At 60.3% G+C, this 13,619-nt stretch carries 10 protein-coding genes; 6 read left to right on the top strand and 4 right to left on the bottom strand.

Annotated elements, in window-relative coordinates; genetic code table 11:
* Positions 1 to 20: 20 nt before the first annotated feature.
* The gene (locus B0G74_RS32770; protein WP_132380196.1) at positions 21 to 2,363 is read right to left on the bottom strand and encodes a S53 family peptidase; all 2,343 of its coding nucleotides are present in this window, start codon (positions 2,361 to 2,363) and stop codon (positions 21 to 23) included.
* The gene (locus B0G74_RS32765; RefSeq protein ID WP_243658419.1) at positions 2,360 to 2,770 is read right to left on the bottom strand and encodes a hypothetical protein; all 411 of its coding nucleotides are present in this window, start codon (positions 2,768 to 2,770) and stop codon (positions 2,360 to 2,362) included. Before B0G74_RS32765 ends, B0G74_RS32770 begins: the two co-directional genes overlap by 4 nt.
* A gap of 856 nt (positions 2,771 to 3,626) precedes the next feature.
* Between B0G74_RS32765 and B0G74_RS32760 the strand changes: the two genes are divergently transcribed.
* Both B0G74_RS32760 and B0G74_RS32755 read left to right on the top strand, forming a co-directional pair.
* Complete coding sequence (locus B0G74_RS32760; RefSeq protein WP_132380194.1) at positions 3,627 to 4,649, top strand: IS110 family transposase; 1,023 nt, start codon at positions 3,627 to 3,629, stop codon at positions 4,647 to 4,649.
* A 749-nt stretch (positions 4,650 to 5,398) separates the two neighbouring features.
* A complete protein-coding gene (locus B0G74_RS32755) occupies positions 5,399 to 5,638 on the top strand; it encodes a hypothetical protein (RefSeq protein ID WP_132380191.1) in 240 nt (79 codons plus the stop codon).
* A 378-nt stretch (positions 5,639 to 6,016) separates the two neighbouring features.
* Here the strand turns inward: B0G74_RS32755 and B0G74_RS32750 are convergent.
* Positions 6,017 to 7,191 (bottom strand): IS3 family transposase gene (locus B0G74_RS32750; RefSeq protein WP_132373085.1). Its coding sequence is split into 2 segments (ribosomal slippage): positions 6,017 to 6,921 and positions 6,921 to 7,191, totalling 1,176 coding nucleotides; the frame shifts between segments, so codons are not numbered across the junction.
* A 241-nt stretch (positions 7,192 to 7,432) separates the two neighbouring features.
* Between B0G74_RS32750 and B0G74_RS32745 the strand changes: the two genes are divergently transcribed.
* Entirely contained in the window at positions 7,433 to 8,803 is a 1,371-nt protein-coding gene (locus B0G74_RS32745; protein WP_132380188.1) for an O-antigen ligase family protein, read from the top strand.
* 8 nt (positions 8,804 to 8,811) lie between these two features.
* Here B0G74_RS32745 and B0G74_RS32740 read toward each other — a convergent pair whose 3' ends face one another.
* A complete protein-coding gene (locus B0G74_RS32740) occupies positions 8,812 to 9,390 on the bottom strand; it encodes a hypothetical protein (protein WP_165923954.1) in 579 nt (192 codons plus the stop codon).
* A gap of 536 nt (positions 9,391 to 9,926) precedes the next feature.
* Here B0G74_RS32740 and B0G74_RS32735 point away from each other — a divergent pair.
* From B0G74_RS32735 to B0G74_RS32725, 3 genes are read left to right on the top strand one after another with little or no spacing between them, the layout of a single operon-like run.
* Positions 9,927 to 11,216: an LssY C-terminal domain-containing protein gene (locus B0G74_RS32735; RefSeq protein WP_132380183.1), complete on the top strand. Its 1,290-nt coding sequence runs from the start codon at positions 9,927 to 9,929 to the stop codon at positions 11,214 to 11,216.
* Entirely contained in the window at positions 11,213 to 12,466 is a 1,254-nt protein-coding gene (locus B0G74_RS32730; RefSeq protein ID WP_132380180.1) for an LssY C-terminal domain-containing protein, read from the top strand. The genes B0G74_RS32735 and B0G74_RS32730 overlap by 4 nt, the downstream gene beginning before the upstream one ends.
* Positions 12,453 to 13,607, top strand: coding sequence for a hypothetical protein (locus tag B0G74_RS32725; protein WP_243658418.1), 1,155 nt, complete (start codon positions 12,453 to 12,455; stop codon positions 13,605 to 13,607). The genes B0G74_RS32730 and B0G74_RS32725 overlap by 14 nt, the downstream gene beginning before the upstream one ends.
* Positions 13,608 to 13,619 lie beyond the last annotated feature (12 nt).

Raw genomic sequence — 13,619 nt, 5'->3', positions numbered from 1 at the left:
CGGCAGCGTGACGAGTCGGCTCAGCGCGTGCCGATCGTCACCACCAGATTTGCCTGCGAGCTAAGCCCCGCCGAATCGACCGCGGTCAGCGTTAGCGTGTAGGTTCCGGCGACCGGGTGCAGCCATTTGGCAACGAAGCCCGGCCCGCTCTCGATGAACACCATGCCGGACGGCGCGCCCTTGATGTCGACCTTCACGTTGTCCGCGCCTGGGTCCTCGATACCGATCACGCCGCTGACCGCGCTGCCTTCAACACCGCTGATCGGCGCAGCCGAGATCGCGGGGCCCGTTGCCACGGACGAGATCCGCACGCTCATCGTCGCCGAACCGGACTGGCCGTTGCTGGTGTCGGTCGCCTTGACGCTGACGCTATACGTGCCCTTCGCAGGCGTTCTCCAGCTGATCACGCCGGCGCTGCTGATGGACATGCCCGAAGGCGCGCCGCTGAGCGAGAACCTGACCGGATCGGCCGCACTGACGTCGACCTGATAGCTGAGCGGCTGTTTCGCCTGGCCCACGATCGTCGCTGCCTGCACGACCGGCTTCGATGCCGCGACGACAGTCACGTTCGCACTCGCGCTGCCCGTCGAGCCGGTGACCGTATCCTTCGCGGTCACGGTCACCTTGTAAGTGCCGGCGACCGGCTGCGCCCATGTCACCTGACCGGAGCTATCTATGCTCATGCCCTGCGGTGCATTCGCGAGCGACCAGCTGAGCGGGTCCGACGAGCTGGCCGCCACCGTGAACGACAGTGCGCTGCCCGCCGTACCCTTGACCGTCGCGGCCGACACGACCGGCGGCGGCGCCTTGGACACACCGAGCGTCGACAGCAGGCTGCCGACCACCGGTGTACCGAGACCCGACGGCTGATCGTAGCCGGTATGGGCCGAGCAGCTCGAGCAGTAACCGTCGTTGCCCGAAGTGACGTCGTAAAACGCATTCGCGTACAGACCCGCGTCGGTCGAGACGGTACCGTACAGCTGCGTCTGCGCGAGGCCGAGTGCGCCGAGACTGTTGCGCGCCCGCTGTGCATTGGCGACGGCGACGATGCCGGCCCATTGCGGGGTCGACAGACTGGTGCCGCCGACGCTGTACCAGCTCGGCGCGGCCGCGACGGGCGTGATGACCGCGACGTACTGACCGCTGAACGGATCCGCGTTGAACGACACGTCTCCAACCGATCGCTTCGTCAGCGTGCCGAGGCTAGGCACCGACGTGTTCTGATATGCCGGTACCGAGGTGTACTGACTGATGCCGCCGCCGGTACCTGACCACACCGTTTCGTTCTTGGTGGTGCCGTCGTAACTCAGACGGGTGCCGCCGACGGCCAGCACGTTCGGCGACACGGACGGCCATTCGACGCCGGTGCCGTTATCGCCGGTAGCGGCCACGTAGGTCATGTTCGCGTGCTTGAACGCCGAGTCGACGGAGCCGGTCCACGAGCCTTCGGGCGCGCCAAAGCTCATCGACACGACGCCGGGCCCCATCGCGTTCGCGAGGTTGACCGCCGCGGTCATGCTGCCGGTCGACGCATCCGGCGCCTGGATCAGCACGATGCGCGCGAGCGGCGCGGTAGCGTGGACCCACTGCACGTCGAGCGCGATTTCGGTGGCCCAGCCCGAGTCGTACGACGGCGCGTTCGACGTCATCGCGCCGCTGGTCGTCGAGTGCACGACCGAGAACTGGCACGCGTTGCTGTCAGGGGCCGCGAGCGGCAGCGACGCGTTCGGCGCGATGGTGGTCGTCGTGCAGCCCGGCAAGCCGAATTTCTGGTCGAACGCCGCGAGTTCCTTGACGATGTTCGGATCGCTCATCGCATCGATCACGTAAATCGTCTGGCCGGCGCCCATTCGCGCGGCCTCGCTCGCGCTCAGATTGCTCCACGACGACGGCAGCGGCGGTAGCTGATAGGCCGCGCGAATTTGCGCCGGCGTATACGTCGTCACCTGCGTTGAATTCGACGCCGCCCGCGCAGTTTTCGTGGCATACCGAGCAATCGTTTGCGGCGTCAGCTGCGCAAGCGACACGACCGCCATTGTCGACGTCGACGCTTGCGCGGCAGGAGGCTGATTGGCCGACGCGAAAGGCGCCACGCTGTCGATGTCGGAAGGCGCGTTCAACACCACCGGGGCCGTGTAGAACGCAGGCCTCACCAGCGTGCTCGCCACCGTGCTCGACAGTGGCGACATCGACACCGAACTCGTGGCTGACGAGGTGTCGGCGAGCTTCACGGAGCTCGTGCCGCTCGACGCTGTCGAGTCGTCACTGCCGCCGCCGCATCCCGCCAGCAGTAGCGGTGCGAGCGCTGCGGTCACAAGGGTGGCATGCGCGAGCGTGCACAGAACCGGTCGGATAGTTTTCATTTCGATCGTCCTTCTGCGGGAGGCTGGACCGGAATTACCAGCACGGGTGGAGAAACCGCGGAGGCGGGCAGATCGGGCGCGCGTCGCTGCCAGCCGCTCGAACAGGTCTGTACGGACGGGTAATAGCCGGGCGGTTCGGCGCACCAGAGTCTGACGCTTGCAGGTGGCTGGGCAGAAGGTGGAACGCGCGATGTCTGCGCTTGCGAGCTACATGCGCCTAATCCGGCCACCAGCGCGCAGGCGGCGCAGATTGCCGTGACGATGCTACGTAAGCGATTCAAGCCTGCCCACGCGTTACGTTTACCTAATGAAATAGAACGGGCTGCCGGCCTCGCGAAATAATCGGAGAATTGAGCGTGCTCGTCGGTTTCAACAAGGCCAATAGCAATCCGATTGAGCTGGATCATCGTTGTTCGCGTCAGATTGGATACAGGGCTTGGGCGCACAAAGCGATGATTGGCCTGTCGGCACCGCGCGAGCAAGCTTGATGGCCATTCGCGGGTTAGTTGCCGGACAGACGGTGAGAGGACCTTACCATTTTTTATGCGACGGGAATATCGCATACAACGCGCGAAAACGGGGCCACATTTTCGGCCCCTACGGCGCCCCGCTTCCACGTCTGGATAGTAGGGATTGTCCTTAAAAAAGAAGGGCCGTGCGGCGCATCGCTAAACACGATCGTTCGATCCCGCGCGGCGGATTGATGCCGCTGACTTCTCACGCGGCCTACCGCGCAGTGCTCATCCGGCGGCTTGCGTGTGCGCGGCAACCGCATCGAGCGTGCGCGCCGAGTACACGGGCGTCTCGCGCGGTACATGTCCTTTCGCGGAGGTCCGGGACCGATCGGAAAACGCCGATTGGTCCACACCAGACCGATGGCGCACAGTCGCCTGATCATTCTCCGAACGGCAGAGAAGTAGCGGCGGATTCAACCGGTGGTGGGCGACGGTACGTGGAACTACGGAGCCCAACCGGGCGGACGAAATGGCTACGGCAAAACCCGAGACGGCCAACCGTGCGTGGTGGGCCTGTCGTGCGATATCTATCAGGGTAGTTAACCTGGACGGCTGTGTCGCGATAAGCGGACTCGAAATCTGAAACGACAGATACGATCGATGAAACAGACGCTGAATGGGGTCGAGATGGAATGGACACCGCCCTCCCTCCGGGGAACTGGGCACGATTGAGGGCCCCCAGGACCGAACGGCATCAATGTGCCAGAGTGGAGTTGCGACACAACCACTTATGGAACGGAGGCCCCAGATGAATGCTACGACATACGGACTCGACATTGCAAAGCGGGTGTTCCAGATGTACTGGGTCGACGCCCAAACTGGCGAGATCGCGAATCGGAAGTTCGGACGTGACGATCTAATTGCATTTCTGGCGCAGCGCCCCGCCGGTCGCGTCGCCCTCGAGGCGTGCGGAAGTGCTCACTGGTGGGCGCGTAAGATCCGCGCGCTCGGACACGAGGTGGTGCTGTTACACGCTCAATTCATTCGACCTTTCGTGCAAACGAACAAGACCGACGCGGCGGACGCGCGGGCAATCTGGACTGCAGTGCAGCAACCCGGCATGCGCACGGTTGCCGCCAAGACAGAGGATCAGCAAGTGATGCTAAGCCTTCATCGTATGCGCTCGTTGCTCGTCAAGTTTCGAACGATGCAGATAAATCAGCTGCGTGGGTTGCTGTATGAGTTCGGCGTTACGTTTCGTGCAGGACGCGTAGCAGGACTCGACGAGATCAGAAAGCGCATGGCAGAACTCGAAGACACGCTGCCACGATCGATACTTCTTAACCTTCTCGAACAGTTGCGTCGGATCACCCTGTTTGAAGAGGACATCGATCAACTCGAGAAGCGGATTGGCGCCTGGCAGAAACAGGAAGCTGCATGTCGTGCGATCTCCGAAGTGCCGGGTATCGGTCGCCTAACTGCAACGGCCTTAGTAGCAACAATTGGAGATGCGAATACATTCAGGTCGGGGCGCGAGTTCGCCGCGTTTCTGGGACTTGTTCCTCGTCAGAATGGTACCGGCGGAAAGATACGGCTGGGCTCGATCTCCAGACGTGGCGACCCATACCTGCGTACGTTGCTGATACATGGGGCGCGCTCTGTTCTGTGTCACGCCAAAGTACCAACCGGATGGCAAAAGGCAATACAGGAGCGACGTCCAGCAAATGTAGCAACAGTGGCCATGGCGAACAAAATGGCGCGAATCGCCTGGGCGATCCTCGCTCACGGAACTCCGTACGAAGCGCATCATGTGAGCAACAGACCTGCATAGCAGGATGAGCACTTTGAAGCGTTGAGAAACTGGTAGGTTGCTAGGGTTGATTTCAATGTGATGGCGAGACAGGTCGGACCGCAGGAACGCAAACCTGAACACACTCTTGTGCCTCAAGCACGTGGCCGAGATGAGGACGTTCCTGGCGAATTCCATCAGGGCCCGCAGCTTCGGCTTGCAAAAGGCCGCATATAAGACCGCAGCCGATACCTTGTTCACGTATCACACAAGATCAACCTGGCAAACCGGGCGGTGTCCATATAAGAGTGTGCGGGCACTGATCGAGGAACCTGCCGTCCGGCTGCTCGACACCGCCGTGAGCGGCAATCCGCCACATAGCTGACGCAGAACCGAGCCCGCTCCGACGTCAGCTATCGCCGTAGGAAGGAGCGTTCGTTCTCGACAAGCGGTTGGCCGGTTACTGGGGCGGACGCTACCGCCGAACCCAGCAAGGGATCGTGCCACGCCCCTGCGTCGTGCAAATTGCTGGCGGCGGGTCAAACTCGCCTTTCAGCCATTTGTCGAGTCGGATCTCCATTTAATTTTTCATGGTTTCGATCAGTTGTGGTTCTGCTTTGCGCCTGCTGCGCTCCCTTTCAGCGAGGTGCGCACTTTTGCACAAGAGTCAGCCGTGTGTAATGGAATTCGGCACTTCAATGCAGAGGGTTGTTCCCCCATGCTAGCCTTCCCGCAGTCCTCGCCGTGTAGGTGTCGAGGAACTTGCGTTTCGTTCTGTGTCTGGAGGGTTTGTGGCTTTTGAACATCGTGGTTTTCGCGTGACCGCCGATGCTGCGGCGGATGAGCTTGGCGTTCAGTGGGTATGCCATGCCGTGATTGAACGTACCGACGGGGATAAGGCCAAAGGCACGCCCCCGGTAATCGAAATGGTCATTCCAAGAGCCAAAATCGACCCACTGATGGCACTCAGTGCGCTTGAGCATCGGGCTCGAACCGAGATAGATGATTGGCATGAAAGCGGGCATGCGTAGGTGTATTTCTTTCACCAGGCGAGCCACCTTTCCGCTTCTGAGCGAAGACTGCGGCCGCCACCGCCTATATCCACGAGTTAGCGTCCCGTCGGAACCAGCGCGAGGCATTGAGGGTGTTCCAGAGAGTCCGATCGCTATCAATGGGGCTGACTGACGCCCTTCCGAAGGATCGTTGCTGCCATTTTCGGAAAGCCGATAGGCGCGCATATCGACGGTCTCAACGTAGTCTGCGCGCCAACATTCGCTAAGCCAGTTCTTCCCGGTGGCGGAACGTGACTGGACCGGGTCCCACGACGAACTTCCGTGCGACCCACTTCTGCCATCGGATGCTTCACACGGGAACAGTGAGGTCGGTCGAGACGCGTGGACGCCAACGGGTTAAGCAGCGACCTGATTCAGATAGTATCGCTGCGTGAATGCTACAGGTGACAGGTAATTGAGACGAGCCTGCGTGCGCTGCCGGTTATAAAACATCTCGATGTATTCGCTGATGGATCGCTTGGCTTCATCGCGCGTGGCGAAGCGTCGATGATAGACCAGCTCGCTTTTTAGCGTGCCCCAAAACGATTCGATCGGCGCGTTGTCAAAGCAGTTTCCTCGTCGACTCATCGACGCCTGCATGCGGAACTGGCCGACGAGATCCTGATAGGCGTGAGCGCAGTATTGGGACCCACGGTCCGTGTGATGGATCAGGCCGGGCGCCGGGCGCTGCGATGCAACCGCACGGAACAGCGCCTGCATTACCAGATGCTTCGTCATGCGCTCGCTCATGGCGTAGCCGACGAGCTCCCCACTAAACAGATCCTTCAGGCCGGCGAGGTACAGCCAGCCCTCGTCAGTCGCGATATACGTGATGTCGCCGCACCAGGCCTGATTCGGCGAGGTTGCAGTGAAATCCTGGTTCAGCAGGTTCGGCGCCACCGGTAGGTCGTGCTTCGAATTGGTCGTCGCCTTGAACTTGCGTTTCTGCCTGCAGCGTAGTCCCAGCTTTTTGCGTAGCCTTTTTATGCGGTGAACACCGAGCCGCACGCCGTGCTCGTCGAGGTGCTTCTGCAAGCGTTCGGGCCCGAAGCTCTCACGCGTGCGCTGATGCGCCGCCAGCACTTCGGCCTCCAGTCTCGGCTCCTGCTGTGCCCGCAACGACGGCGAGCGCTTGCGCCACGCGTAATAGCCGCTCACGGAAACGCCCAGCAGCCGGCACATCGGCGGCACCGGATAGTCCTGTCGCATCTGTTCAATCACGCCGTACTTCACCGCGACTCCCTCGCAAAGTACGTCGCGAATTTTTTTAATAAATCGCGCTCCATTTTAACTTCCGCCAGCTCCCGCTTGACTCGCCCGAGTTCCGCTTCGATCTCCGTCAGCGGCTTTTGATGCTGACCTACACGTTCCAGCTTGCCTGCCTTCGCAGCACGCACCCAGTTTGCCACCGTCTTCATTGATATCGACAGCCGACGCGCAGCCTCCGATACGCCAACGCCCTCGGTCATTGCAAGCTTCACCGCCTCTTCACGGAATTCCTTCGTGTAGACGGCTTTGGGGATTCGACTCATGTATGCCTCCATTCCTCAATTTTACGGAATGTTGGCGTCCACTTTTTCCGGCGGACCTCACAGTAGCTTTTGAGGACCAACGGTCATCCGTGAGTACACGGGCTTAATTCCCTTCGATGCCCTTTCGCATCTGGCCCTTGACTAGCGTGCAATCTCGTGCACCGATCGCAGACCGGCCGAGGACGTTTGGCGTACAATCCGCCCGACTCTAATTTCTTACCAATCTTGAATAGAAAATGAGATGAATGACCTGAGATTTCAGTCTCGGATCGGGGAAACGCTGTCCGTGGGTTGCGCCATACTGATTTTCGTGGCGATGTTCGACCACGTGATGGCCATCAAATATGTAGATCTCGGGATGCTGGTCGTGCTTGGCGCGTGGTGTGCCGGCAGATCGTTGCTCAAGGACTCGCATACGCGCCCACTCCTGCTGCCGCTCGGCCTCTGGGCAATCTGGACACTCATGTCAGCAAGCTGGTCAGCCGACCCCGCCATTAGCGTACACGCGTGGTTCGACGAAGTCGGCTATCCGCTCACAGGTTTCTACGTGTTCTGGCTGACCGCACAGCAACCACGCCACGTGCGGCGCCTGCAGATTGCCCTATGGGCTGCGTGCCTGATTCTTGCGGGCATCAGCGTCGCGTATTTCCACTTGCTCGATCCGGCCCTGCCGAAATCTGGTCTGCTGCACTTTTATCCCCGCGTTGGACACACCAGCACCCTGGCGCTGATGGCGATACCCACACTCGGCGTCATGGCTGCAAATGCCGATACGCGGATCCGCGGACTTACCGGCATCCTTTTCTGCGTCATCATCGGTGGTGCCACACTGAACCGCTTCTTCTGGGTCGCGCTTGCCGCGGTCGTGGTGATATTGCAATGGCCGCATACGCCAAATGACCGCAAGCGTGCGGCGTGCATACTCAGTGCACTTTTTGTTTCCATCTTGATCGCTGCGGGCTTTAGTAACAAACTACGTCTCGCCACGGTTGCAAGCAACGCGACGCGATCGGAGACGGTGACTACGTCCGCGACGATGGCCAAGCCCTATATCGGTATGACGCTGGCATCCCTACATACTGAAGACCCCGCGGCGCGCCTGGCCGACGCCGATCCGCCCCATCACGTTGGACTAATGTCCAGGTTTCCGGCGTTACGCGCAGCGGACCGTGTCATCACCGCCGACACCCGGCCGCAAATCTGGAGCTTCTATAGCAGTCAGGTGCTGAAACACCCCTGGATAGGTATCGGCTTCGGCAAACCGCTGCCGTCAATTGCCTACGGGAGCCTGATCCCCTCCACCCTCGTCGAACTGGATGAGAACGTGCGGACTCACGCGCACAACCTGTTTTTGAATACGCTGCTGCAGGTTGGGGTTGTCGGCCTAGCGCTCGAAATCATTGTTTTTGCGTCACTCGCTTACCGTTTTTACGAGGCGCGCAAGACACACCCACTCCTCTATCGTGCAGGTCTGGCTCTCATCATCGGCATGATCACGAAGAACCTCACCGATGATTTCATGTGGGAATCGACCATGCTGATGTTCTGGTGCAGTTGTGGCTGGCTCATGGGCCTGTCGGGTGCGCAGACAAATGCGAACTGTGCCAGCTAACTAAAAAACTACTGACGCGGTTTGTGAAAAAGACGGGCGGTGTCCTTCCATCTCGACCCGTTGCCGTCATTCGAATCGCCGGCATGGCAACGACCGCTCTCGAAGTCCAACGGCAGTTCGGTCATGGTTGGTCGCCTGCGGCTTCTCCGCCTTTGCACGGTCTCCAACAGACTGTACTCGACATGCCCTTGTTCGAGATGTGCGGCGACGAGAGACTTCGCGATCAACGCGCAGATGGCCTCTGTTATGTCGTGAACTGAGAGGTCCTCCGATGCAGCGACAGCTTGAGCATCCTTGAGGGTAAAGGCACCTCGAAGGACACCAAGCCGGCTGAGCACCTTTCGTTCGGTTTCCGAAAGAAGGTTATAGCTCAAATCAAATGAAGCCTCGAGTGTTTGATGATGTGGCAGTGCCGTCCTATGCCCACCTCCCAATTTCCAAATAGACTCGTCGACTTTTTCGGCGAGGACTTCTATTCCAAGAATCGCCGCGCGGGCGGCCGCCAGCTCAATGGCGAGCGGAACGCCGTCAAGGCGCTTACACACGTCCAGCGAGCGGGGCATGACGCTCAAAATCGGCGCGGTCAAGAATGCGAACCGTGCCCTTGCGGCGTTCGCGCTCGCGAACGTTTACCTGTCGCGCAAGCGATTAATGATCGAGGTATGCCCATAATGGGCAAAAGCGGGCTATGCGCCCGCGCGTGGGGCCCGCAAGGGCCAAAAAATAGTGGCATAAGCACGAATTGCGAACTACCAATCGTCGGAACGTCGCGAATTCAGTGCCTTGTTCAGCGTTGCCTTAGACCGACGAGTGTCCGCTACATCCTTCGATGGTTCGGATACAAGCCTGGTAACGCACAGACCCTCGATCTCATGGCTCACGCGGTACGGGTACATCGGCAGGAAGAACTTCACGGTAAGTCATGCCGGACAGGACGTCGTTAATGCGCGAAGCGCCGCGCTTGTCGATTTTTAACGATGGCGCACTGTAACCTGCACACTATAATTCCACACGCATATCGGAGACAGTTACATGGAAAGCAGCCTGAAATTGCTGTAACGATCAGCTCAGACTAGCCTACTAACAGGAGCGCGGCCCGGGCTCCCGGCAAAGGGATGACGCAATGGACCGCATTGTGAATCGATTGCTGGCTGCGGTTGTCATCGCCGTCGTGTTGTGCAATTGCGTCATTACGCTACCGGATGCAGGCGGACTGACCTATAAGAGCCGCGCCGTGACTCGCACCGAAGGAGGGCTCCGGGTTTCCGCTTCAGTGCTTTCTGCTGACGAAAGCGCGGCGGTTTACGGCGTGCCGCTCGCGAAAAAGGGGATTCAGCCGGTATGGATCGAGATTCAGAACGACGAGACGGTCAGCTATTTCCTGATGTCGCCTGGCCTCGACCCAAATTTCTTTCCGTCTTCCGAAGCGGCCGAGGCGTTTGACGGCAACAAACCGCCCGGCGGGAAAGACGAAATCGACAGGCGCTTCCGCGGGCTCGCCTTCCGCAACCCTGTGCTGCCAGGGCAGACCGTATCGGGGTATGTGCTGACCAACCTCAGCGAGGGCGCGAAGCTCGTCCAATTGGACCTCGTTGCGAGCGCGCAGGCAAAGACATTCTCGTTCCTCATAGTGGTGCCCGGCTTCTACGCCGATTACCATGTCAGCGCAGTCTTTCGGCGTGAGGTCTATCCGCCTGAAACGATTGTCGACTACACGGACGATGAGGCTTTCCGCGTCGCACTCGAAGCGCTTCCCTGTTGCGCGACCAATGAGGACGGTTCGAAGAACGGCGATCCGCTCAATCTCGTCATAGTGGGAGGCCTCGACGACGCGTTTCCCGCACTGGTCCGACGAGGCTGGAGTCCAACCGAACAAAAATGGTCCGGTGCAATCATGAAGATGATTACCTCCGCGCTTTCCGGCGAGCGTTACGTCAACGCACCTGTCAGCGATCTTTATCTGTTTGGCCGGGCGCAGGACCTCGCTCTGCAGAAAGCGCGCGACACGATTCACCAGCGCAATCACTTACGCCTCTGGCTCAGCCCGATGCGCTATCGGGGCAAGCCCGTGTGGGTGGGCCAGATCAGCCGGGATATCGGCGTTCGCCTTACGTTCCACTCACCGACGTTGACGACGCACAAGATCGACCCGGACGTAGATGAGGCGCGGACATCACTTACCGAGGACATGGCCTATTCCCAGAACCTCCAGAAGATCGGATTCGTAAAGGGAGTCGGCGCCGCCCCGTCAGTCGCACCGAGCGAGAATCTCACCACTGACCCCTACTACACCGACGGCTATCGGCAGGTACTCGTATTCGACCGGCAACCCACCTCGCTCTCAGGGATCGAATTTCTCCCTTGGGAGGCGATGGCAAAGCTCAACGCCCTGCCCTCAGGAGCAAAGCAATGAGCGAATCGTCGTCGCTGCAACGTGCATTGAAGAATGCGGCTGGCGGCGTCGTCCTCTCGCTCATTTTCGCAGGCTGTGCGACGTGGACAGCCCCAACCAGCATCGACGACGCGCCGCTTCGTGAGCGTGCGGTGAGCGCGACGAAGCAGGACGCACGGGTAAGCGTGGCCGTGCTGGGGCCAGACGACAGCAAGCGCATGTTCGGCGCCGACATCAACAAGACCAACATCCAGCCGCTGTGGATCGAAGTCGAGAATCGGACTTCGCAGGCGTTATGGCTGCTGCATTCCGGCACCGATCCGGACTACTTCTCGCCACTCGAAGTCGCGTGGTCCATGCACACGCTTCTCGGAGGCGCGACGAATGCAAGCATCGACAGCCACCTGGACAAGCTCGGATTCAGGAATCCCATTCCCCCCGGGGAAACGCGCGCGGGGTTTCTGTTCACCAATCCCGACCGGCAGATCAAACTCGTCAATGTCGATCTGTTCGGAAGCAAAACGCTGATCCCCTTCTCCCTGTTTCTGCCGGTACCGGGCGATGCCGCGGACCCGCGTTTCGCGCTGGCCCCGTTCCAGTATCCCGAGATTGTATTCACGGACTACCACGACCTTGCGTCGTTGCGCGCAGCGCTCGAACGGATGCCGTGTTGTGCCACTGATGAGCACGGGACAACGGAAGCCGATCCGTTGAACGTGATTGTCGTCGGTACGCTTGGGGACATTGGTGCCGCAATGGTGCGGCGTAGCTATCGTCGCGACATGCGTGAAAACGACCTCTCGCAGTGGGTATTTGGACGCAGACCCGATGTCGTCCTGCGCAAGGAAGCGCAAGCGGGCGCGCCCTCCACTTCATTGCGCGCATGGCTCGCGCCCATTCGCTTCAACGGTGACGCAGTGTATCTGGGGCAGGTCGGTCGCCCGGTCGGCGGTCGCTTCGCGCACCGTCATACGGCAGGCGACGCGCTGCATGGGGACGTCGACGAGGCGCGGAACTTTCTGATCCAGGACCTGATGTATTCAGGCGGTTTGGATAAACTCGGCTTCGTGTACGGCGTGGGTCCATCATCGCAGGTACACCCGCGGACAACGCTGAATGGAACGCCTTATTACACTGACGGACTGCGTGCCGTGATGTTCTTCGCGACACGCCCGCTCAGTTTTACGAACGTGCAAATTCTTGACTGGGTGCCTTACCTCGAGCAGCGTGAGTCCGCCGCACGCAAGGAGAACGGCAATGCCGGCAAGTAACTCCATCACGGGAGCGCCAAATGGCGTTTCGATGCGACCGATTCCAGGTCGGCGCGCGTGGAAGAATGGTGGTGTCAGTTTCGCGCTCCTTACGACCTGCCTTGCACTCGTAGCGTGCGCAACGAAGCCGCTCGTTCCCTACACGACGGACACGCCGCCGCTCGCGCTCGTTCCCGCATCCGAAGCGGGCGTGCAGGACAAGCGGGCGCGGTTTCGCGAAATCTACTGTGCGGTGCTTGAAGCTCACGGCCCGGCACTTCCTGACTACCGTGCTTGCGAAGACGCACTGACGCGCGTCGGCACTGAACCTGCCGGCTCCGGCGCGAGCGTCGATCTCGGTCAATCGAGGCGCCACCTCATCGCGGCAGTGGTCCCTGGCATCGGGTACGACTGCTTCAAGCCGTGGCTGAATTCGCCGGGAACCGTCACCAAGCAGCTACAACAATTTGGCTACGACGGGGTCATGCTCGACGTCGACGGGCTGTCGAGTTCCACCCACAATGCACATCAGATCCGCGACGCCATCATGGCAATGCAACTGTCCGCTGGAGCAGCGCAGCTCGTGTTGGTCGGTTACTCGAAGGGTGCCGCGGACATCTTGGAGGCTGTCGTCGCGTATCCGGAGATCCGTAGCCGCGTGGCGGCTGTCGTCAGCGCAGCGGGAGCGGTTGGAGGCTCGCCGCTCGCCAACGATGCCGAGCAATATCAGGCTGACATGCTGCGGCATTTTCCGGGCGCGACCTGCACCTCGGGAGACGGCGGCGCCGTGCAAAGCCTGCGCCCCGCAACACGCAAGGCGTGGATGGCACAGAACCCACTTCCGAACGACCTACGCTACTACTCGCTCGTGACGTTCCCTCAGCCGGAACGCATATCGTCGATACTAAAATCGAGCTACGACAAACTCTCGCGGGTCGATGCCCGCAACGACAGCCAGGTGATCTTCTATGATCAGGTCGTGCCCGGAAGCGCTCTCCTGGGCTATGTTAATGCCGATCACTGGGCATTGGCCGTGCCTGTTGCTCGAACACACACCATGATCGGCTCCCTGTTCGTCACGCAGAACGCTTACCCCCGCGAGGCGCTGACGGAGGCGATTCTGCGCTTTGTGGAGGAAGATCTGGCGACATCCAGAAAGTAAAACGGCGCACGT

The sequence above is a fragment of the Paraburkholderia sp. BL9I2N2 genome (genome assembly GCF_004339745.1).
Lineage (GTDB): Bacteria > Pseudomonadota > Gammaproteobacteria > Burkholderiales > Burkholderiaceae > Paraburkholderia.
This window is presented reverse-complemented; position numbering and strand designations above follow the sequence as displayed.